We start from the raw sequence: 21,152 nt of genomic DNA, 5'->3' as shown, positions 1-21,152 counted from the left end.
TCCGGGCAGCCTGGCAATCGCAGGTTTTTCCAAAAACGAGCCGCTTCCACGGAACATGCTTACTCGTCGATTCTCGGCTTGGTGGGATCGCAATTCCAAATGGGAATCACACCCAGACTCGCCAACTTCATTAGGTAATAGCACTCCTCGCGCATCATATGATCCGGAATCAGCGGCGAAATCCGGTCGAGCACTTCGGCCGACAACCCCAGCTCTTCCAGCTCGTGCAAAAAGGCCGTAAACAGTTTCATCTCGATATTGATGTCCGTATGGAACTTCCGCAACGCCGGAAAATCCGTCACCTGGGCCCTCATATAGCCGGCCATTTCGATACTTTTCAAATAAAACTGCTGGAAATGAAATTCAAATCTCTGACTCTTCTCCATCAATCGGTTCTCGACCATATCCAGATCGCTTGTGATGATAGCTGCATGACCGGCTGCGTCGGACAGCCACAGCAAGTCGTGATGCAGCGCGCTGTATTGAGGAACCGGCCTACCCGCGGCCAGTTCGTTTAATATGCGCAAATACTCCTCCAGCTCATTAACCATATGATTGACGAATGTTGGCGTAAGTCCACTCGTTATTTTTCCGGTCAGCATTGTTTTCAGCAATTCCAATTTGAATGTCCGCAATTGATCGGTTAGAGGAAGAGCGTGCTGATTGAGAGTTATGAGATCCTCATCGGTTGAGGCCGATCGGGCAAACTCCAACAAGTGATCAAAAGATCGGATGAACTGCCCGGCCTCCTGAATATATCCGGCTTCCTTGGGAGAGAGCGTGTTCCATATGAATCGGCTGTGGTCTCCCAAGATTTGCAGCCAGAACTGATGTTCGAAAAGTGCCGCCTGGTCCAAAATACTGACCTCCCTTACGTTCACGAATCTTATGTAAGGATATGAGGCAGCTGATGGATATATAACGATGAGCGGGTAACGTCACCGTCAAGCGCGGAACTGCGCCTGGTGCAGGCGGCTGTAGACGCCGCCGACGGCGAGCAGTTCGTCGTGCGCGCCTTGCTCGGCGATGCCCTGCTCCGTGACGACGATGATGCGGTCGGCGTTCTTGATCGTCGCCAGCCGGTGCGCGATGACGAGCGTCGTGCGGCCCGCCGACAGCTCGGCCAGCGAAGCCTGGATGGCGGCTTCGGTTTCCGTGTCAAGCGCCGAAGTCGCTTCGTCGAGGATCAGGATCGGCGGATTTTTGAGAAACATCCGCGCGATGGCGAGCCGCTGCTTCTGTCCTCCGGACAGTTTGACGCCGCGCTCGCCGATTACGGTCTCCAGGCCTTCCGGCTGGGACCGGATAAATTCATCCAGCCGCGCCCGCCGTGCGGCTTCCCAAATCTCGGTTTCGCTCGCGCCGAGCTTACCGTAAGAGATGTTCTCCCGGATCGATCCGGAGAACAGGAACACGTCCTGCTGCACGATGCCGATTTGGCGGCGCAGCGAGGCAAGCTTGATGTGACGGATGTCCACACCGTCAATCGTGACACTGCCGCCGGTCACATCGTAAAACCGCGGCAGCAAGCTGCACAGCGTCGTTTTGCCGGCGCCGGACGGCCCGACGAACGCGATCGTCTCCCCGGCGCGAATGGACAGGTCGATGCCTTTCAGTACGTCCGCATCGCCTTCGTACCCGAACGACACCCGGTCGAAGCGAATCTCACCGCGGAATGGCGCCGCCTCGATCGCCCCGGGCATATCGGCAATATCCGGCTCCGTGTCGATGATTTCCACGTACCTTTTAAAGCCGGCAATTCCTTTCGGATAACTTTCAATAACGTTGTTGATTTTCTGGATCGGACCGAGGAATACGTTGGTCAGCAGCACAAAAGCGATAAATTGCCCATAGCTGACTTCCCCGCGAATGACGAACCAGGTGCCGCAAATGAGCACGAACACCGTCACGAACCGCATCAGAATGTAGCTGATCGATATATTCCATGCCATAATTTTGTAAGCCAGCAGCTTCGTCAAGCGGAAACGGCCGTTATTTTCGGCAAACAATTTTTTCTCGTAATCCTCATTGGCAAACGCCTGCACCACGCGGATACCGCCGATATTGTCCTCCACTCTGGCGTTAAAATCGGCCAAATCGCCCATCATGCGGCGAAACGTTACCGTCATTTTGCGGTTGAAATAAATCGCCAGCCACAGGAGCAGCGGCACGACAATGAACGTCAGCAGCGCCAGCTTCACATTGATCAGCATCATCAGGACAAGCGCGCCGATCAATGTCATAACGGCAATGAACAAGTCCTCGGGGCCATGATGCGCCACCTCGCCGATTTCGAGCAAATCGTTCGAGATCCGGGACATCAGCTGCCCGGTCTTATTGTTGTCATAGAAACGGAACGACAGCTTCTGCAAATGCTCGAACATTTTTTTGCGCATGTCCGTTTCGATATTGATCCCCAGCTTGTGACCCCAATACGTAACGATGAAGTTCAAAATTGCATTTAAAGCATACACGGCAAACAGCCCCGCACACGCCCATAGTATCCAGGTCCAATTCCCGGCCGGCAGCAGTTTGTCGACAACCTGGTTCACAGCTAACGGAAAGCCGAGCTCCAGCAGCCCCGCGATCACGGCACATGCAAAATCCAAAATAAATAAGTTCCTGTAAGGCTTGTAATACGAAAAAAAACGCCGCAGCATCCCGCTTTCTCCTCCTTGTCTTATGCACATCCTTATATTGTAAACATATTGAGAACCGTTATCAACGGAATGTTTCCTTTATACAAAAGATCTCCTGCCGGCAGGCGCATTCAGAAGTGCCTGATCAGCTGGCCGATAAACGTATCCGTCGTCGTGCATTGGTACATGTCTTTGCGGAATACGATGCCGACTTCCTGCTGCGGTACCGGATCGACGATGGATACGGCATGCACGTTAGCGTCGTTGATGCCCATCAGGTAAGATCTTGGCAGGATCGCTCCGCCCATGCTGTTTCTCGCCATTTGCAGCAGGGAATCCAGGGTGGACATCTCGACGACGGGCTTTAGCGTGATCCCCATGTCGGCGCAATAGCGGTCGATCATTTGCCGGACATGGAACTTCTTTTGCAGCATGGCCAGCGGAATATCCGCAAGTTCGCGAAGCTTGACGGACTCCGCCCCGGAAAGCTCATGCTTGCTCGAGACGACAAGCTGCAGCTGTTCGTTGTAAAGCGGAATGCTCTCCAACTGCTCATCCTGCGTCGGCAAAAAGACCACGCCCAAATCCAGCCGGTTATTGAGCAGCCCCTCCTGCGTCTCTTCCGTCGCAAGCTCCGTAACCGACAGCTCGATACTCGGATACCGCGCGTGAAAAGACTGGACCGCCGCCGTCAGCAAATGATTGCCGGAACAGCCGATCCGCAAGCTTCCCCGCTGCATGCCTTTTATTTCATTGATTGCCGCATTGGCTTGCTCCATCTCGTGAAAAATGTTTCTGCTATGCTTGTAAAGAATGTCCCCGGCTTCCGTTACATAAATTTTTTTGCCGATCCGCCGAAACAGCGGCACCCCCAAACGGTGCTCCAGCAAACGGATTTGATGGCTTAAGGTCGGCTGGCTGATGCCCAGTTTTTCCGCAGCTTTCGTCACATGCAGTTCCTCGCAAACAGCCAAAAAATATTCCAGCAGCCTAAGCTCCATAACTTCGCCCCCAAATCATAGATCGTATCTATTATTTTAATCGATAGATTGGAATTGATCAATGAAAGCCGTTTCTTTATAGTGGATATAACGAGTGCCAAAATATACTATGGAGGCGAAAAACGCATGTATGGAACAATTCGCATCGAACGATGCAGCCACAAAAAAGCTGTGCCCGATCAGGACGCAGCGCTTGGTTTCGGGAAATATTTTAGCGATCATATGTTTTTGATGGATTATGAAACGGAGCAAGGCTGGCACGATCCCCGCATCGTCCCTTACGCTCCGCTGTCTTTTGATCCGTCCGCCATGGTCTTTCACTATGGGCAAGCTATTTTTGAAGGGCTTAAGGCTTACAGAACCAAAGATAATAAAATCACGCTCTTTCGTCCGGACAAAAATGCGGCAAGGTTCAATCAATCGTGTGAACGGCTCAATATGCCGCCGGTTGACGAGGCGTTTTTCGTTCAGGCGCTGCAAGCGCTCATTCGCGTGGACGAGGATTGGATTCCTAGGAAAGAGGGAACTTCTTTGTACATCCGCCCTTTTATGATCGCTACGGAACCCGGGCTTGGCGTGCGCGCTTCTTCCCGCTACCTTTTTGCCGTCATTCTTTCGCCGGTGGGCAGCTATTATGAGGAGGGCATTCGTCCTGTCGCCATTCATGTGGAAACAACCTACACCAGAGCCGCTCAGGGAGGCATGGGATACGCGAAGACAGCGGGCAATTACGCCGTCAGTCTCAAAGCGCAGATGCTCGCCAAGGATTACAACTGCTCCCAGGTGCTGTGGCTGGACGCCGCCGAGAGAAAGTACCTGGAGGAAGTCGGCAGCATGAACGTTTTCTTCAAGGTGAACGGGGAAATTGTCACCCCGCCGCTAAACGGCAGCATTCTCGACGGCGTTACCCGGAACAGCATCATGCAGCTGCTCGCGGCATGGGGAATGCCTGTGAGCGAGCGGAAAATTTCGATCGGCGAAATCGCTCAGGCGGCCGCGGACGGTACGCTGGAGGAAGCGTTCGGCACAGGCACGGCGGCGGTCATTTCGCCGATCGGCAGCTTGCACTGGAACGGCCAGACGATGGCCGTCAATCATGGACAGACAGGACCCGTTACCGGGAAACTGTACGAGACCCTCACAGGCATCCAAAACGGTATCATTGCCGATACATTTGGCTGGAATGTTCCCTGCTGATTCAGCCTCCCCCTGGTCGCGGCCGAGTGTCGAGTCGGGGGGCGGGGAAGGCTTTGGCGAGGCTTTCTGGTACCTTTCGGGAAAAATACTTGCCCTTTGAGGGCTTTTCTTTTACACTTATACATAGATTTTCGATGCATACATATTCGAGGTATGTCGGCTTGATTTTGAGTGAGGAGGGGCGGGCCTGTGAAAGTTAACAAAGAACTGATGAAAGGCAGTACCGTTATTTTGATTTTGACCCTTCTGGCTCGGAAGGATATGTACGGGTACGAGATGACCAAAGAAATGGAGCAGGGCTCGGACGGCGTGTTTACTTTGAAGGAAGGCACGCTTTACCCGCTTCTGCACACTTTGGAATCCGAGAAGCTTGTCGAATCTTACTGGAACGAGCATGAAGGGCGCAAACGCAAATATTACCGGATTACGAAAGACGGCAGAGCCGAGCTCAATGTGAGGAAGCAGGAGTGGGTCCTTTTCCGCAGCACAGTCGATAAGGTTTTGGAAGGAGGCAACGCATGAGCGCAATTCGCAATCATGATGAGATTAAGCATTTTTTGCAGCAGGTATGCAGGCCCATCAAGGCCAGGGAAGTTCACCGGGAAATAAAGCTGGAATTGGAGAACCATTTACAGGAGTTGGTGGACGAGGAGCTTGCTAAAGGGGCGGAAGTGGACGAGGCTGTCCGGACGGCGATCAAGAAAATGGGCGATCCCGCCGTCATCGGAGAACAGCTTCACAAAGCGCATCGCCCCATGATGGATTGGGGATTGATTGCCCTGACGGCTGTCTTTATCATGATCGGCTTGTTGGGCGTGTATGCGGCTCGGTTCTCTTTACCCGATTGGTATGGGGATTATTTCCAAATGAAACAGGTGTTGTTTGTAAGTGCAGGCGCGGGCTTGATGCTGCTGATTTGCTTTGCGAACTACCGCAAGCTTATGGCCTACTCGTGGCCTCTCTATGGCATAACGATTATGATGCTGGCCTATGTCAATCTGTTTGGAAATACGGTGAATGGTGCGTCTTCGTTCATTCGATTCGGATTAGCCAGCTTTAATGCGGGTGCCGTCTCCCCTTATCTGCTGCTCGTTTCATTAGCGGGCATATGGGCGGCCGACCGGGGGGCCGGAGAGGGAACATCCTTGCTGCGGACGCTCTGGAAATATGTCGGCGCGATACTGCTTCCCGGCGCCCTGATTTTGTCCGTCCCTTCTATAGCCGATTTTCTGCTTTTTTTCTGCGGCTGCATGATCATTTTGATCGTACTGAGAAAACTGTACGTAGTTTTAGCCCACTGCATGCTGTTCGCAGCAGGTTTTATTGTCTTGGCGGTCAACAGCCCCTACCGCATGCAGCGCTTGCTGGCGTTCGTGGATCCGACGGACGATCCGTACGGTATGAATTACATGACGGTCCAATCCATGAAAGCGATTCAATCCGCAGGCTGGTGGGGGCACGGTTACGGGTCTTTGCTCAAATCGTTGCCTGAACTTCACGCGGAGATGATGTATCCTTTTCTCATTTACTGCTTCGGATGGGCTGCGGGCGTCGCCATTTTTGTGGGAGCGGTAATGTTCATCGTACGGGCCGCGCGCATTTCATTTATCGTGGGCGACCGGTACGGAAAAGCGTTGGCGGCAGGGCTTTTAAGCGTATTTGCCATCCAATATTTGTGGAACATGCTGATGTCGCTCGGGTGGGCGCCAATGACTTCCTTTCAGCTGCCGTTTATCAGCTACTCGGGCACGGTGGTTGTTGTCCAACTGGCTGCGATGGGCTTGATGCTCAGCGTGTATCGGCGCAAAGACCTCGTCCCCCGGGTCTGACGGCCAGGCACGAAAAAAAACGATCAAATCCCTCTTCGTGAAACGGGACTTGATCGTTTTCTTTTTTTACTTCGCTAGCTGCAGCGCTCTTAAAATAACCGTCACCGCTTCAGCGCGTGTGGTGTTGGCTTTAGGTTGAACGGTACCGTCCTCGTAACCGTTGATTAGGCCTTTGGCAGCCGCGGTAGCCAGGACAGTTCGAGCCCAGTCGGATACATCCGGGCTGTCCGTGAAGCTGCGGCTCTGATTCGCGACATTGAGCCCGGCTGCGCGAACTACGATCGCCGCCATTTGTTCGCGGGTGATCAGGTCGTCAGGACCGAAGGCGCTGTCGCTATACCCGGTAACGACGCCAAGCGCAGCGGCAGTCTCGATGGCGCTTCGGGCCCAATGGGCTCCGGTATCGGCAAAGCTTTTACCGGCTTGCGTCCGGAGATGAAAAGCTTTTACGATGATGGTCACAAATTCGGCTCTCGTAATCCGATTATTCGGCCTGAAGGTGTTGTCCGGATAACCGGTAATCACACCTAGTCGAATCAGTTCGAGAACGTTCGTTTCGGCCCAGTGCCCCTTGAGGTCGACGATTTTCGTTTGAGGCGGAATTACCTCCTGTTGATCCGAAGCCAGAACAGCAAATTTGTAAAAATTCCGGACAGTTCCTGACACCGTCCCGTTGGTCTGATCCACTTTCTGATCGTCCAGCCGCACCCACTTGCCGGTTTGTTCGTTCAGCCAATACAGGCCAACCGAAGATTTTGTAGAGTCGACTTGGGTCTTGTCGAAAGGCAGCGTAATAACAACAAGCTTGGTAAAATCCCCTGCTTTATCCTTCGTAATTTCGTAGACGTCGCTTACTAACTTCAAAGCAGGGTCAGCGGGCAGTTTCGATGTATCGCTTCCTTTATCCACAGTAACCCGAATGTCGCTGTCCGTAGCTCCGGCCGGAACTACTACTGTAGCTCCGTTCAAAATGAGCGTCCCCCCGGCAGCCGCCAAAATCGTCCCGGAGTTAGCCGGTGCCCTGCCACTCCCACCGCCTCCACTGCCTCCGCCGCTTCCGCCGTTGTTCGCAGGAGTGACTGGTAAGTAGAAGAAATATCGGGCAAAGTGTTTCGTCCAAATGACAAGGTCGCTGCCGACCGTCAATACCGCATCCCCGCCTGTGGCAATCTCGCGGTCTGCCGCTGCTTGGGTGTCTGCCGTAATGGAGCCCGTAATCTGGGTTGCAATGCCATTTCGTACGTATCCGGCTAATTTTCCTCCCTGATTCGGAAATAGCAGCCGCACCGCTTTGTTAAAAGTCAACGTTGCATCGGCGGAACCAAATTCGATAACTGCGCTCACGTTACCGTTAGTGACCGATACGCTGCTATTGCTCTGCATTTCCGGCAGCTTCATGATGCCGTCCCAGGCGACAGGGGCCGTAATTTTCGTACCTTCCGGAATCACCGCTTCCACAACTCCCAGCGAGGTTGCCGCTTTGACTTCGACTAACGGGAGTACGGCTTCTTTATTTGATCCTGCCGTAACCGGCGAGAGAGCAACCCTGGCATTCGTGATGCCGGACGGAACGGTAATCGTGACAGGCTCCGTCGTTACCTGAACCGGTGTGATGGAATCAGCCGTGATCGCTATCGCTCTTTTGATGGTCACGTTGTATGCCATTATCGTTTTGCCGTCTTGTGCCGTAACTTCTATGGTGACGAGGTTGCTTCCGACATGCAGCGGGATTTCTTTGGAGGTTGCGGGTTCTGTATTGATCTTTACATGGGCCCGGCTCTCTTCGGGAACGGCATTTAAGGTGATGACATCCACACTATTGCCCACAGACACCGTATAAGCAGGAATGTTCTTGTTAAAATCAAAAATAGCCTTATTGACTTGCAAGGATTGCAAATAGGCATTGCTGTCTGCTTCAGTTGCTCTGTTTACATTCAACTTGTAAGTCATACTGGAGCCGTTTTGCGCGGTTACGGTCAGCTCAATGCGGTTACCGCCTACTTGGAGCGGAAGCGGACTCGATGCCTGGCCGCTGGGTAAGCTGAAAGGCCCCCGCACAAGCACATTGTCACTATCATACAGGCTTGCCGTTATAGTGGAACTGCTGTCATACACGCTTGCCGTAACGGTAACACTCGATATTGGGTTCGTTACATGATAAACATAGGTTGTTCCCGTTACCGAATCGGGACTTAGCGTTTGGGTGCTGCTTGCCAGTGTTAGCCCGCTCAAAGTCGCATCTCCGCTTGGGGTTTTTGCAACCGTGACGGTGTAGTTCTTCGTCGTTCCGTCCTGCGCGGTGACGGTGTACGTTACGGGCGAAGTAAAGTCGTTCGCCGTCGTGCCGCTCACTTGCACGGTGGTGCCTACTTTTACCGTGGATGCGGCTGAGTTCGCAAACGTCGCAACGAGCGACGTTACTGATGTTGCGTTCGGTACGGTCAATGTAATGTCCGTGCCGCTAATCGTGCCTATCACCGCTGGGGATAGCCCTTCGAAGCTGAAGGACGTTATGTCCTTCGCGCTGTTCGCCGCAACGGTTACGGTATACGTAACCTTCGTTGTTCCATCCTGGGCGGTAACGATAACTTTTTTGCCCGTCTCTAATGTGGTTGCTACAGTTGTTCCGTCCGCATCATAGACCTCAAACGTCGCACCCGCTGCCGGTGTAATAGCTGTTTTCAACGCTGCTAGCGTTGTGCCGTAGGGAACATTCGTTATGCTTTCATTCGCCGTTCCGCCTGTGCTTACGGTCCCTATCGCGGAGGTCAGCGTGGCGATCGTGCTTGGTGCGTTCCACTTCGCATACAAGATCGTATTTGCCGTTATTGTATATGAATCACCCGGTCTATATGAACTGCCGCTACCACCTGCTTGCGTGTTCCATCCATCGAAGATATACCCGGTCTTTGTTAGTGTCCCCGAATAAATGCTGACCGTTGCTCCCGGCATGTAAGAATGACTGGCCGGAACAGTCCCGCCGGTGCTGCCGTTCCCGTCATAGTCCAGGTAAGCCTGGGCAGCCCGCAGATAAGGATACCCGCCATTATGTAACGAATCTATCGCCCATATATTCGAGAAATCCCAAATATGAGCAGCATCTGCTTCATAAGTGCTTTGATTCCGCATCTCTGCAGTTAGTTTGCCGACACCTACAGCCGAAGCGGATTGTCCGGTTGTTTCTTCGTCGTAAAAGCTGTTGGTCGTCGTTCCATTGCCGTCATCGCCCCCAACCAAGCCGCCTACATAAACGCCGTTATTATTTCCGCTCATATCCCCTGAGGCATAGCTGTTGCTAATATCTGCGCTTCCGTTCCAGCCAACCAAGCCGCCTATATAAAAACTATTATCGCCCCCGCTCACTTTCCCTGTTGTATAGCTATCGCTGATCTTGTCAGAGTAGTTTTCGCCAACTAAACCGCCTATATTATAACTGTTGCTTTCTCCGTTTACTCCTCCCGAGGTGTAACTGCCGCTGATGGTCCCGCCATTTTTCCGACCAACCAAGCCGCCTACACTTTCTCCCCCGCTCACGGTCCCTAATGTGTAGCTGTTGCTGATATCGCCGCCAACGGATTCGTTGCCGACCAGGCCGCCGACGTTTGAACTTCCGCTCACATTCCCTGAGCTGTAGCTGCTGCTGATTGTTACAGAAGTACTATTGCCGATCAAACCGCCTACATCTTTGCTATTGCTTCCACCGCTCACATTCCCTAAGGCGTAGCTGCCGCTGATCTTGCCATCGGACATCCCGCCAGCCAAACCGCCTGTCAGCGAACTGTTACTTCCGCCGCTTACATCCGCTGTGGCGTAACTGTTGCTGATGGTCCCGCCAAGCCCTGTGGCATTACCGACCAACCCGCCTAAGCCGAAGGTTCCGCTCGCATTCCCGTTCACATTCCCGGAGGCATGGCTGGTATTTATTTTGCCAGAGGCATTGTAACCAACCAAGCCGCCTGTATTATATGTTCCGCCAATAGTCCCTGAAGCGTAACTATCGGTAATGGTTCCTCCGTCGTTATAACCTACCAGACCGCCTACGAACTGCATCCCGCTCAGAGACACATTATCCAGCTTCATATTCGTAAGGGAACTGCTGGCATCAATACGGCCAAATAACCCTATATTATCGTCGTTCATTTTATTAATCGTAAGTCCCGTTATTTTATACCCATTGCCATCCATGTGGCCTTGAAATGAAGTGTTCGCATCACCAATCGGAACCCAGCCTGCGCTTGCGTAGCCACTCAAATCAATATTATCCGTCAGCTTGAAATAAATGTTCGCACCCAAATAACTGCCCCTGACTTTATCAAGTTGGTCGGCAGTTCCGATAAGGTAAGGGTCGAGAGACGAACCGTCTCCTGAAAAATCGCCTGCCGCAAAAGCTTTGCCGCTTCCGAGCTCCCCTCCGGATATGGCGCCGAACACCATCATCAGAGCCAGCATCAGGGCCACTGCTTTATTGCCTGTCTTTCGCATTCCTCTTCTCCTCTCGATCCATCACTTTCCAATATCCGCGATATCCGCCGGAACGGAAGGGACGCCGCCGGAACTCGGCTCCACTTAATGCCAGTTTACAGCAGCCAAATAAAAGAATAATGAAAAACCCGGCTGTGAAAAGCCAAAAAAACCGCGCGGCATCAAGCCTTCGCGGTTTTTATCAACGAACGGAAATATTTATTTTTTGCCGGAAAAACGGCTTATCAACAAATCGTATATTTGTATCAGTTCATCGGACGGACGAATGCCGAGTTCCCGGCTGAGAAGCCGGACATAATCGGTGTACAGCGCCGTCAATCCTTTTTTGTCCCCGGTCATCTCGCGGATCATCATTAGATCGCGCATAACCGATTCGTCCAGCGGATTGCGCTCTTTCAGCTTGAGCAGCAGCTTCGATGCGGAGGCTGTATCTCTAAGCGAAATGAGCACTGCGGCAAGCCGCTTTACGAATGAGGCGTACAATTCCGCGTAGCGCTCCGTTTCGTGAATGGCCCACACATACGCCTTGTCCCCGAACAGATCGCCCGTATACATCCGTTCGATTTGCAGCGCCCTCTCTACATTCCCGGCCTCGATGGTTTGCAGCTGTTCGACTTGCTTTTCGAATTCTGCACAATCGATAACGGGATCCTTTAATTCGAGCGCATAGCCGTCGTTCTCCGAGCGCACGGCCTCCCGCATGCCAAGCGGTTCCAAAGATTTGCGCAATTGATAAACGGTCGTATTCAGGTAATTCTCCGCATTAGCCTGGTTCATCCCCCCGAAAATATCCACAACCAGCCTGGAACGGGGTATTCGTTTGCCGCGGTAAAGCAGCAAGTAAGCGAATAGCTCCGCGCATTTCCGCGAGATCCACTTGACGCGGCCCGCCTCGCTGCTCACCGCGACATCGCCGAGCACCGTTAGGACGACCCTGCCGGAATTTGCGGCAGCCGACGGCGCTGGCGAATGGATGACCCTCCGGCTGGTCATCGCGCGATTTACCGCCCGCTGCAGCCGTTCCTGGGAAACGGGTTTGACCAAGTAATCCAGCACGGACAATTCGTAAGCTTCCAAAGCATATTCCTTGTGCGACGTGACGAAAACAACTTGCAGCGGAGTATCCGAAGCTTCAATTTGAGTGGCGAACTCCATTCCGCTCTCGCCCGGCATAGAGAGGTCTACGAAAGCCAGACCGACGTCGGCATTCTCTTTGAGAAAGGAAGCAGCGGACTTCGTATCCGTAAAAGCGCCCGCCACATGAACCCCGGGCAGCTTGTCCAGCATTTTGCGCAAAATCAAATGCATCGCCGGCTCATCGTCCACCAAAATAACCTTCATATACTTCCTCCCCCATTCCGCCGTCATCAAACGAATCCCGCACACCAGCCGAGCCGGGCAAGGTGAATGAGAACGTCGTGCCAACTCCCGGCTCGCTCTCGAACCAAAGCTTGCCGCCCTGGATGCGAACGAATTCGCGGGTCAGCGCCAGCCCGAATCTCGTATCCGCCGAATCGTCCCCGACAGCCGCCATCTTGAAAAACGGCTCCTCCAGGCGCAGCAGCTCCGCTGTCTGATCGTCGATTCCCGCTCCGTTGTCGCGAACGGACACGATGATCAGATCGCCATCCAGAACGGCCCCGATCTCAATCGCCCCGCCGACTCCGGTAAACTTGATCGCGTTGGAAAGCAAATTCCGCAAAATAAGGTCTAGCATCTCTTTATCGGCTCTGACCGTCAGCTTCTCGTCGATTCGCTCCGTCATCCGAATTTGCTTCATATCGGCTTTTGCGCCTGCAAGCAGCAATGCCTGCCTGACGACCTGCTGCAAATTCCAGCCTAACGGGCGGAACACAACCTTCCCTTTTTGGCTGCGATACCAATCCAACAAATTTTCGACGAGATGAAACGTGCTTTGCACCTGTCCTTTGAGTTCCCGTACTAATTCGGCATGCTCAAAATCAGCGGCGGTCAGTTCGTCGCCCAGCAGTTCCGTCAAACTGACGAGGAGTGCGATCGGATCACGAATGTCATGCGCCACGACGGTGAACAGCTTGTCCTTGAACGCGTTCAATTCGGACAGCTGCCGGGCGTTCTCGCGCAACCGGGCCTCGCTTTCCTTCAACTCCGTAATATCGTTGAACATCAAAATTTTACCGACCAGAACCTCGCCCGAATCGTAAATGAGCGACAAGCTGCAGTTGTAATACTTTGTCCGGCTCCCATGAAATCTGTGAAACGGAAAGCGCTCGTCCCCGTCGCTTGCGGCGCGAACTCGTTCCAGCAGCTCCGGGCTGGAGGGCAGAACCTTCACCATATCGGCGGGATAGCTTTTCGTCAACCCGAGCTCAGGAAGCACCTCTTCAGCAGCTCTGTTATAGCTGACGATTTGATCCTCATAATCGAACAGGACAACCCCGTCCCGGATCGTTTCGAACACTTTGGCCATTGCCAGCGGCGTTAGTCGAAGCAAATTAAACCGGTAAATCCCCCACACGTAGGCGACCCCAGATACGGCGAATCCGAACGGCGTCAGATCAACGGTATTGCCGGTCCAGAAAAACAAATTGAAGAACATCGGCGCGATAGCACCCAAAAGGAGGACGACGATTTGTTTTCGCTCGATCGGCAAAGCCCGCCAATACATCGGGATAAACAGCAGCATCCCGCACAGCAGAACGGAATAATTATAGACGGTGTGCACCTTATACCAAGGTCCCTTGTCCGTCAAGTACAACGGAACCGATGAGTTCACATTCGGGACATAACTCTCATAAATCAGATGATGCCAGTCGTTGGTCAAATGGAGAAAAAAAACAGCTGTGGGGATAACGAACAATACCACCGCCAAATGCTTGCGGTAGCGAGCCGCCGTACCGGTAAATTGGATAACCTGGTAGAACCATAGCGTTGTGACGAATGGAATGCCCAAATATTCGATTTGAAGCGACAGCTTCACTTCGTTCAGGTTGCGGCTCAACACCTCAAACGCATAGCCGAGCGCGTAAAAAGCCGCTGCCAGCATGATCAGAACCATCGTTTTGGCAACAGGCAGATGGCGTTTCCGGTAGGACAAGTACGAGACGAACACCATCAGTGCCGCTGCGAGGAAAAGTAATATAGACATCCATAGCCTTATATCCACGGCTGCGTCTCCCTTGTATCAAGTGACAGCAGAACCGCCCCGCGGGACAGTTCGACAAAAACATACCTGGAAATATGATATCATCTTTCCTATCGATAGTTCCATAGTAATCCTTTTTTTCTCGGCAGGTTGAAGAATAACAACACAAGAGATAAAGAAATATGTGTTTCTCTTTTGGTATGGTACATGCAAATGAAAGATGATTTTGCTTTTAAAACCGGATATAATGACAACAAGGCAGGAGGGAAACGAAATGAAACCATTTTCGGATAAATATGCGCTGACCAAACAACAAAGTTTATTTCTGGCCAAAAAGAAATGGGACGAAAATATATACTGTGGAATGAAGATGGAGAACCGGAATATTACCTTTCCGCAAACCCAAACGATACTGAACGGCGTCAATGTTCCCGGTGTCACGCTGGACGATATACAAGCCGTCCTCAATATGAGGGATGCCTGGCGCTATTTGGTTAACGCGATTGATGAGCCGATTACACTTCCCCTCATCTGCAAACTCAATGAATACGTCGCCAGGAATGAAGCCCTTGAATGGGGCGTTTTAAGAACCGGGCGTGTCGGGATTTCAGGCACGGATTATGTACCGCCGCTCCCGGTGCAAAGCGAGATCGAACAGGAATTGGCGCACTTGCTGACCGCGGACATGACCATAACGGAGAAATCCATTACGGCTTTTCTATGGGGAGCGCGGCGGCAAATGTTTTGGGATGGAAACAAGCGTACCTCCCTTCTATTGGCGAACAAACTTCTTGTCGAGAGTGGACATGGTATGTTGACCATTACAGAGAAAAATATGGAGCGATTTAACGAATTATTATCTGCTTACTACACCACGAACGAAATGAGCAAGATCAAGCTGTTTTTGTACGAACATGCGATCAGCGGCATTGACTTCGAGCCGGAAAAACGTCATGAATCGGAACGATCACGATAAAGCGAATACGTATGCAAGCCTGTGGCCCGGACTTGGCAGCGGGCTTTTATTTTCTGCAGGATAGGGAAATTTACCTGACTTGCGAATTGAAGGGCAACACGAGACATTAAGGGGAAATATGGTATATGACAAAAACAGGTCAATCATGGTAGTATCTGACCATAATCGACCTGTTAAATGTAAAGGAATGACGTTATTTAGGATATAAAATTCAAGCATTGATGGCGTACAATTAAAATGACGAAATCTTTATACGGGTATTACAAGGGTTATATATGTTATTAGCGAAAGATAGATTCATTCGGTATTTGGTAACCCCACCAATAACACATAAATTATTTCAGTTTTTCAATTATTTCATTTACTCCATGCACAATCACACTGCTGAGTACATCAGTGTAATTTTTATAATCATCTGACTTGGCTATTATGGTATCAAAAACATCTTTCAGCTTGCCATCAATTATTAGTGTAAGCCCTTCTATCTGTTCCTCACTTCCCTTTTTACCGAACATGTCTTTCATTATCGTAAAGGTGTCTTCACTATTTATTTTTACCCTCCTTGTAAAAAAGATTGTTACCATGGATTATCTAGTAACGATAGTCTTCAGGAATGACCTCAATAAATTGCTCATACTTCCCAAGCCACCCATTCGGTACATATAGTTCATAGGATGCAAGCTCAGGATAGTAGGATGTCAATTCCTTATCATCAAAATCCACGTGTAGAGAAGGTAACATATCTGAAATATGACTATAAGTTCTCTGCTCAGGATTAGGAATTTCAAATCCCTTCTCAAGATATGAAGAAATTTGTTTTTTCAAATCCAAAAACCATATCTCCTTATCTGCAACAAACCATCTGAAAGATTTCTTATATTTAACTAGAACTATTATAGTTTCCGCATACTTCGGCTTATTATTCACTGTACCTCCTCCTCAGTATTCAAGTACCTCTATAATCCTATTTTTTTATTGTACCATACTCTTCAAGCCACTGAATCCAAGGGGCAGGGAATTCATATGATGTTCCCGGAGTACTCGGGTCGACCACTTTTGGTGCTGTCCCCCCTTGATTAAGAGGATTTGAATTATACTAACTGCGAAATTGCACTTTCTATCATCAAACCATTTCGGCACTCCAACTTCAACAATTTCTGCACCGTTACCCCTTTTTTGTAAGAAATATTCGGCATCCCCTAGTTCCTCCACTAACATTCAAATTCGCTAACTTGGCTAGCATTTGGCATTTTGCTACCTTGAACTCTGTAGTACGAAACAGTTCCACCCGCCCCCTTAACAATAGCTTTGTTAGCTGATAGGGCATTGAGTGCAGTGGAGGTAATTACAATTACCTAACCATTAGGTCAGCAGTTACAGAAAAAGAAACCTTGAAAGGCATGAAGCCGATCAAGGTACTTTAGCTTATAGCTCTTCAACGGACAGAACTTCAATTGATGTGCAGTAAAATTGCATTATGTCGTTCTCATAGTCGTGAACATAATACCTTTGACCGTGCTCCCAACTTCGATCTCTCATGTCCGTTATTTTAAAGCCCATTATTTGATTAAATGCTCCGCCAAATCCTGAAAGGCTTAAAGAAGTAATTTCATCGAATTTTAGCAAAAGCTTATATCTTTTACTTTCAACTTCAGATTCCAAAATGTACCCTACTTCTAGAAAAGATGCCTCGTCATAACGTTCATTATAACCAATGTAGTAATTAACACTCACAACCAATTTTAAGTCCTTTTCTCTAAAAGAGAGCACCTTCTCAGAGATAAGATGAAAGTTTTTTATAAATTTCACAGCAATAGGTCATCTCCTATCATTTCAAAAATGGTAGTCGTATTCCTTACCTTTGTCCGAATATCCTGGGCCGAATATGCGCTCATGCAAATGAGGAACAGAATGATCATTCGGCATACTATGATCGGCATGATCAACTCTATAACTCTGCCTTCCTGCATTATCATAGATAACAGTCGATCTCTCAATTTTCCCGTTGTACTCCCTATAATGATCATACTTTAAACCAGGAGTATTATAATCGGGTGCTTTTCTACCCCAATATTCATCAGGCACAAAAGGTCTACCGACAGTTCCCGAACCCTTAACAATAGCTTTGTTAGCTGTTATAGCATTATCAAAGATTTTAACTGTCTTTGCATTGAAAGCAGCATAGTCGGTAATACCGCCGACAACAGCACCTGCGCCATTCCAAACCCGCTCACTCGTAGACAAATTCTGACCAGTGACGTAGTTATAACCCGTAATTGCCTGCTGGCCCATCTTTAATGTTCCCCATACGGGAAGAGCATCGCTCCACATATCTACCGCTGTTTGTATGGTTCTGGTTATTGCATTTTGCACATAATTCCACATTGCACAATCAAGCGAACCAATACAATGCCCGCTAGGATCTTTGTACAACAAAGGGTTATTTTCCGCATACGTGTACAGGTTCAAGCTTAACGGATCTTTATTATCCCCTTCATATGTGTCCTGATTAATAAATCTACCAACACTTGGATCGTACCATCTTGCTTTGAGGTATTGCAATCCTGTTGTACTATCATAAAACTCGCCGCTGTAACGGAATGGTTGCTGTACAGTTTCACTCGTCGTTAGCGGATTGCCCCAAATATCATAACTGTAGCTGTTGAGCGTATTCCCCGAACCATCTCTTAACCCAACAATATCGCCATGACCATTCTTCAAATAATACGTTTTATTCCCGTTTGCATCCAATCTTGCAGCTAATCCATGACCACGAATGTAGCTTGCCTTTTGGGTTACTGTACCTCCATTAACAATTCCTTCGGCGATTAAATCCTGACCGTTGTAATAATACCTTGTTGTCTGGCCATTTTCCGTCCGCTGATTAAAACGAACATAAGTCGCTACGTATATGTCTTTCCCTCCCGAATTTTTTATCGTTAGAGGGAACTATAAGGCTGCTTTGGTGACTCCGATTATAACTCATATCGCGTCACCCTTGAAATGTTTTTAAGCCAGATGCGTAAAATAACGGACAAGGTTAGTTCCCCTTCAAAGCGGCGTTCGATTTGTGGTTCGTTACATTGTTTTTTTCATCAGTTTTCACGTTCTTTCTTTCAGAATGGAGCCTGTAAAAACAAAAAGAGAAGACCTGGAAACATGGCCTTCTCTAAGATCGCTATCGCTCCTTTGTTCGTTTTATTGGTATAATTTAAGTAAGAAATACTGTAAGTGAGGTGTATGTGCTATGCAATGGCAAGAAGTTCGGAATATTTACCCCGACCAATACGTTCTGCTTGAAATCCTGAATTCCCATACAGAAGATAATATCCAATACGTTGACGAAGTCGCCTTGATTAGAGCCATTCAAGACCCGGACGAAGCAACGAAAGAATTATTCAAGTGCAAGAACAACAACATCGTCTATCATACCGGCAAAGAGAAAATAACCATCCTGCTTAGACATAACCCCTGATATCGTTTTCAAAATCGGCATTAAATTCGAGAACGAAGATGAGCTTGTAAGAAGCTTTGGAATCGGCGGAGAAGAGTTTTCATTCCAAAAGCGGGTAGATCAAGTCCAACTCGGTAACCTTGTCATGAAAGATATAAGCCTTGATTTTGGCGTACTCCACGATGGTATTAATTACATTAACGGACTCATTGGTCTAGACATACTTAAAGCCGGCAACATGGTCATCGATCTTCAACGAACGGAAATGTATCCGGCAATCTCCATGTAGCATTGAAAATGGGGACGTACATTATGCGTACGTCCCCATTTCGTCTCCAACTACCCTAACACGAGACCCGACTCCCGGTCGGGCCCCGCCGCATTACGTACCCAGGCAACCCCATCGTTATCAAAGTGCCGCCGAATTTAGTCCATTTCAAGAAGGCAAGCAGCCATTTGAATTTCACCATTAAAATCAGGAAGATTGTGAACAAAATCGAGCGGTTTCGTGTTGTTGACATAACCGTTGTTTTTTTACCTCCAACGAATGTTTGATTGCTAATAATTTAACTTCGCGGCGTCGCTGCAAATCCGGCAGCTCAAAGAATCGTTGTTGGGCGAATAACGCCAGCAGCGCTTGTTCTGCCGCTGTCCTGGCGTCGATTTCATTTTGCAGCAAATAAAAGGCAACCTGATAACTATACGCCTCATATTTTTTTAACATGCATGCTTTGGCCTGCGTATTCATTCATTTGATATCTTTCTTCTGTAAAATGAATATGGAAACGAACAAAAAGACGAATATATATGCGGCAAATACGACGATGGAAAACGATAGCGACATGCCTGGAAAACTCGGGCCAATCCCTTCGTTCATGGCCGATTCCTTTTCATACATTTGCCAGTTCAAATTGTTGAAAATAACGTATTTCGTCCAGGCATACTTGGAGCCCAAGAACGTTAAGGCAGACCCTAGAGAGTTAGCCACCATCGATATCGTAATGGACAGCGGCATACTCCTGGTCACGACCCCGATCATAAATGAAAATGTAATGAAGAAAATTAAATACGGAAGCTTATACAGGCAAGTCTTCAGCAAAACCATCCAAGAAATCCCATCCTGGGCATGCCAGCCAAAAATAATTGCCCCCAGCGCCAGACTAAACAACATCAAGAAGAGCAGAACACCTAATATCACAACGAAGACGGATGCATATTTCGATAATAAGATCATGCTCCGGCTAACCGGGCGAATCAAAAGCTGTTTGACCGTACCGTCCTTAAACTCTTCGGTTAACGTCCGTGCTCCTAAAACAATTGCAAATATCAGAACAAAGAGATAGAGGACCGATAAGGCCATGCTCGAAAAGCTAAGATAGTTCATCCCTTCTGCAGCTTCTTTGATCCAAAGCTTTATCACAATACCAATCGCAGTGATGGCCACAGCAAGAAATATGATAAATATCCAAGTGTTCCTCTTGCTGTTGATCTTCATCAATTCGTTATCGACCAGCCGTATAAATGTCATGTTCACGCGAGCCTCCAGTTACATCTAAAAATACATCTTCAAGCGCTGTCTCTTTCGTATTAATCCGATAAATGCCAACTTGGAGCTGTGTTAGCCTGCGTACGATTTCGGGAATTTGGTCTTTGGACGTTTCAATGGCTACAGTCCTTTCGCCGACCTGAACGGTCCCTTTGTCCCCCAACGATTCCGCAGCTTTCAACACGTCGGTTACTTCAAATTCCACAACCAGACTGGTTTGCTCTTCCTCCTTCCGCCTCAGTGTTCTTTCATCGACCAACCGGCCATCTTGTATAATGATGACACGATCGCATATCAACTCAATTTCCGATATAAGATGGCTGGATATCAGGATTGACATATTTTCATGAAGAGCAAGGCTCCGCAAATAATCCCGAAGCTTGCGAATGCCTGAAGGATCCAGACCGTTCGTCGGTTCATCCAAAATGAGGATGGAAGGCTTATGCAGCAAGGCCTGGGCAATGCCCAAACGCTGGCGCATGCCCAAGGAATACGTTTTGACTTTGCGATCAATCGCGTCCTCTAATTCGACAAGACGGATGATTTTTTCAATGCGGTCGTTAGGGACCGGTTTATCGTACATTTGCGCATAGTGCTTTAAATTTTTCCTTCCGGTCATATAACGATAGAGCTCCGGATTTTCCACAATCGCTCCAATGCGCTGCAGCGCTCGCGTCCGCGCCGTTCGAATACTGTGCCCATTAATGAAAATGTCGCCGCTCGTCATCGAAATCAGACCGACCATCATCCGAATGGTCGTCGTTTTACCGGCCCCGTTCGGGCCCAAGAATCCATATATTTCTCCCGGCTGAATCGAGAAAGATATATTTTTAATAATGTCTCTGCCCCCAATAACTTTGCTTACGTTACGGACATCGACTGCAGGTGATTGTGACATTATACG

Annotated in this window: 18 protein-coding genes; 5 read left to right on the top strand and 13 right to left on the bottom strand. The window is 49.4% G+C overall.

Annotation, left to right across the window (positions count from 1 at the left end):
• Positions 1–59: 59 nt before the first annotated feature.
• The 3 genes from AC6RNO_RS07870 to AC6RNO_RS07860 form a co-directional block, all read right to left on the bottom strand.
• Positions 60–857 carry a DUF2935 domain-containing protein gene (locus tag AC6RNO_RS07870; RefSeq protein ID WP_474682570.1) on the bottom strand — a complete coding sequence of 266 codons (798 nt, stop codon included), beginning with the start codon at positions 855–857 and terminating at the stop codon, positions 60–62.
• An 87-nt stretch (positions 858–944) separates the two neighbouring features.
• Positions 945–2,660 (bottom strand): ABC transporter transmembrane domain-containing protein, encoded by a 1,716-nt coding sequence (locus tag AC6RNO_RS07865; RefSeq protein WP_497105132.1) that lies wholly within the window; start codon positions 2,658–2,660, stop codon positions 945–947.
• Between the two features lie 110 nt (positions 2,661–2,770).
• Entirely contained in the window at positions 2,771–3,640 is an 870-nt protein-coding gene (locus AC6RNO_RS07860) for a LysR substrate-binding domain-containing protein (protein ID WP_497105131.1), read from the bottom strand.
• Between the two features lie 126 nt (positions 3,641–3,766).
• Between AC6RNO_RS07860 and AC6RNO_RS07855 the strand changes: the two genes are divergently transcribed.
• The 3 genes from AC6RNO_RS07855 (at position 3,767) to AC6RNO_RS07845 (ending at position 6,666) form a co-directional block, all read left to right on the top strand.
• Positions 3,767–4,837 carry a branched-chain amino acid aminotransferase gene (locus tag AC6RNO_RS07855; RefSeq protein WP_497105130.1) on the top strand — a complete coding sequence of 357 codons (1,071 nt, stop codon included), beginning with the start codon at positions 3,767–3,769 and terminating at the stop codon, positions 4,835–4,837.
• A 189-nt stretch (positions 4,838–5,026) separates the two neighbouring features.
• On the top strand, positions 5,027–5,359 hold the full coding sequence (locus AC6RNO_RS07850) for a PadR family transcriptional regulator (RefSeq protein ID WP_474682574.1): 333 nt from the start codon (positions 5,027–5,029) through the stop codon (positions 5,357–5,359).
• Complete coding sequence (locus tag AC6RNO_RS07845) at positions 5,356–6,666, top strand: FtsW/RodA/SpoVE family cell cycle protein (RefSeq protein WP_497105129.1); 1,311 nt, start codon at positions 5,356–5,358, stop codon at positions 6,664–6,666. The genes AC6RNO_RS07850 and AC6RNO_RS07845 overlap by 4 nt, the downstream gene beginning before the upstream one ends.
• Positions 6,667–6,732: 66 nt before the next feature.
• Here AC6RNO_RS07845 and AC6RNO_RS07840 read toward each other — a convergent pair whose 3' ends face one another.
• The 3 genes from AC6RNO_RS07840 to AC6RNO_RS07830 all read right to left on the bottom strand — a co-directional run bounded on the left by AC6RNO_RS07840 (position 6,733) and on the right by AC6RNO_RS07830 (position 14,275).
• Positions 6,733–11,148 carry an S-layer homology domain-containing protein gene (locus AC6RNO_RS07840; protein WP_497105128.1) on the bottom strand — a complete coding sequence of 1,472 codons (4,416 nt, stop codon included), beginning with the start codon at positions 11,146–11,148 and terminating at the stop codon, positions 6,733–6,735.
• A 198-nt stretch (positions 11,149–11,346) separates the two neighbouring features.
• Positions 11,347–12,489, bottom strand: coding sequence for a response regulator (locus AC6RNO_RS07835; protein ID WP_497105127.1), 1,143 nt, complete (start codon positions 12,487–12,489; stop codon positions 11,347–11,349).
• On the bottom strand, positions 12,464–14,275 hold the full coding sequence (locus AC6RNO_RS07830; protein WP_497105126.1) for a histidine kinase N-terminal 7TM domain-containing protein: 1,812 nt from the start codon (positions 14,273–14,275) through the stop codon (positions 12,464–12,466). Before AC6RNO_RS07830 ends, AC6RNO_RS07835 begins: the two co-directional genes overlap by 26 nt.
• A gap of 271 nt (positions 14,276–14,546) precedes the next feature.
• On the opposite strand from AC6RNO_RS07830, the gene AC6RNO_RS07825 reads away from it, so the two are divergent.
• Positions 14,547–15,248, top strand: coding sequence for a Fic family protein (locus AC6RNO_RS07825; protein ID WP_474682579.1), 702 nt, complete (start codon positions 14,547–14,549; stop codon positions 15,246–15,248).
• Positions 15,249–15,583: 335 nt separating this feature from the next.
• On the opposite strand, the gene AC6RNO_RS07820 is transcribed toward AC6RNO_RS07825, so the two are convergent.
• The 4 genes from AC6RNO_RS07820 to AC6RNO_RS07805 form a co-directional block, all read right to left on the bottom strand.
• Positions 15,584–15,772, bottom strand: a complete 189-nt coding sequence (locus AC6RNO_RS07820; RefSeq protein ID WP_497105125.1) for a hypothetical protein — start codon at positions 15,770–15,772, stop codon at positions 15,584–15,586.
• Between the two features lie 67 nt (positions 15,773–15,839).
• Positions 15,840–16,175 carry a hypothetical protein gene (locus AC6RNO_RS07815; RefSeq protein WP_474682581.1) on the bottom strand — a complete coding sequence of 112 codons (336 nt, stop codon included), beginning with the start codon at positions 16,173–16,175 and terminating at the stop codon, positions 15,840–15,842.
• Positions 16,176–16,673: 498 nt separating this feature from the next.
• Positions 16,674–17,057, bottom strand: a complete 384-nt coding sequence (locus tag AC6RNO_RS07810; protein ID WP_474682582.1) for a PIM8 family immunity protein — start codon at positions 17,055–17,057, stop codon at positions 16,674–16,676.
• Positions 17,058–17,081: 24 nt separating this feature from the next.
• Positions 17,082–17,999 (bottom strand): RHS repeat-associated core domain-containing protein, encoded by a 918-nt coding sequence (locus tag AC6RNO_RS07805; protein ID WP_497105124.1) that lies wholly within the window; start codon positions 17,997–17,999, stop codon positions 17,082–17,084.
• 496 nt (positions 18,000–18,495) lie between these two features.
• Here AC6RNO_RS07805 and AC6RNO_RS07800 point away from each other — a divergent pair, with 496 nt between their 5' ends.
• A complete protein-coding gene (locus AC6RNO_RS07800) occupies positions 18,496–18,723 on the top strand; it encodes a hypothetical protein (RefSeq protein WP_474682584.1) in 228 nt (75 codons plus the stop codon).
• A 454-nt stretch (positions 18,724–19,177) separates the two neighbouring features.
• Here the strand turns inward: AC6RNO_RS07800 and AC6RNO_RS07795 are convergent, their stop codons facing one another.
• The 3 genes from AC6RNO_RS07795 to AC6RNO_RS07785 are packed head-to-tail and all read right to left on the bottom strand — an operon-like array spanning position 19,178 to position 21,146.
• Positions 19,178–19,450 (bottom strand): hypothetical protein, encoded by a 273-nt coding sequence (locus tag AC6RNO_RS07795; RefSeq protein WP_497105123.1) that lies wholly within the window; start codon positions 19,448–19,450, stop codon positions 19,178–19,180.
• Entirely contained in the window at positions 19,451–20,230 is a 780-nt protein-coding gene (locus AC6RNO_RS07790; protein ID WP_497105156.1) for a DUF2705 family protein, read from the bottom strand.
• Positions 20,205–21,146: an ATP-binding cassette domain-containing protein gene (locus tag AC6RNO_RS07785; protein WP_497105122.1), complete on the bottom strand. Its 942-nt coding sequence runs from the start codon at positions 21,144–21,146 to the stop codon at positions 20,205–20,207. Before AC6RNO_RS07785 ends, AC6RNO_RS07790 begins: the two co-directional genes overlap by 26 nt.
• Between the last annotated feature and the right edge of the window lie 6 nt (positions 21,147–21,152).

Source organism: Paenibacillus sp. sgz302190 (assembly GCF_059820445.1).
The sequence above is the reverse complement of the archived record's forward strand: the minus strand, read 5'-3'. Positions and strand labels throughout refer to the sequence as shown.

Bases quoted from the DNA above. Each gene is read 5' to 3' on its own strand.
- AC6RNO_RS07865 (WP_497105132.1), bottom strand. From the start codon at position 2,660: ATGCTGCGGCGTTTTTTTTCGTATTACAAGCCTTACAGGAACTTATTT.
- AC6RNO_RS07860 (WP_497105131.1), bottom strand. From the start codon at position 3,640: ATGGAGCTTAGGCTGCTGGAATATTTTTTGGCTGTTTGCGAGGAACTG.
- AC6RNO_RS07855 (WP_497105130.1), top strand. From the start codon at position 3,767: ATGTATGGAACAATTCGCATCGAACGATGCAGCCACAAAAAAGCTGTG.
- AC6RNO_RS07845 (WP_497105129.1), top strand. From the start codon at position 5,356: ATGAGCGCAATTCGCAATCATGATGAGATTAAGCATTTTTTGCAGCAG.
- AC6RNO_RS07840 (WP_497105128.1), bottom strand. From the start codon at position 11,148: ATGCGAAAGACAGGCAATAAAGCAGTGGCCCTGATGCTGGCTCTGATG.
- AC6RNO_RS07835 (WP_497105127.1), bottom strand. From the start codon at position 12,489: ATGAAGGTTATTTTGGTGGACGATGAGCCGGCGATGCATTTGATTTTG.
- AC6RNO_RS07830 (WP_497105126.1), bottom strand. From the start codon at position 14,275: ATGTCTATATTACTTTTCCTCGCAGCGGCACTGATGGTGTTCGTCTCG.
- AC6RNO_RS07825 (WP_474682579.1), top strand. From the start codon at position 14,547: ATGAAACCATTTTCGGATAAATATGCGCTGACCAAACAACAAAGTTTA.
- AC6RNO_RS07820 (WP_497105125.1), bottom strand. From the start codon at position 15,772: ATGAAAGACATGTTCGGTAAAAAGGGAAGTGAGGAACAGATAGAAGGG.
- AC6RNO_RS07800 (WP_474682584.1), top strand. From the start codon at position 18,496: ATGCAATGGCAAGAAGTTCGGAATATTTACCCCGACCAATACGTTCTG.
- AC6RNO_RS07795 (WP_497105123.1), bottom strand. From the start codon at position 19,450: ATGAATACGCAGGCCAAAGCATGCATGTTAAAAAAATATGAGGCGTAT.
- AC6RNO_RS07790 (WP_497105156.1), bottom strand. From the start codon at position 20,230: ATGACATTTATACGGCTGGTCGATAACGAATTGATGAAGATCAACAGC.
- AC6RNO_RS07785 (WP_497105122.1), bottom strand. From the start codon at position 21,146: ATGTCACAATCACCTGCAGTCGATGTCCGTAACGTAAGCAAAGTTATT.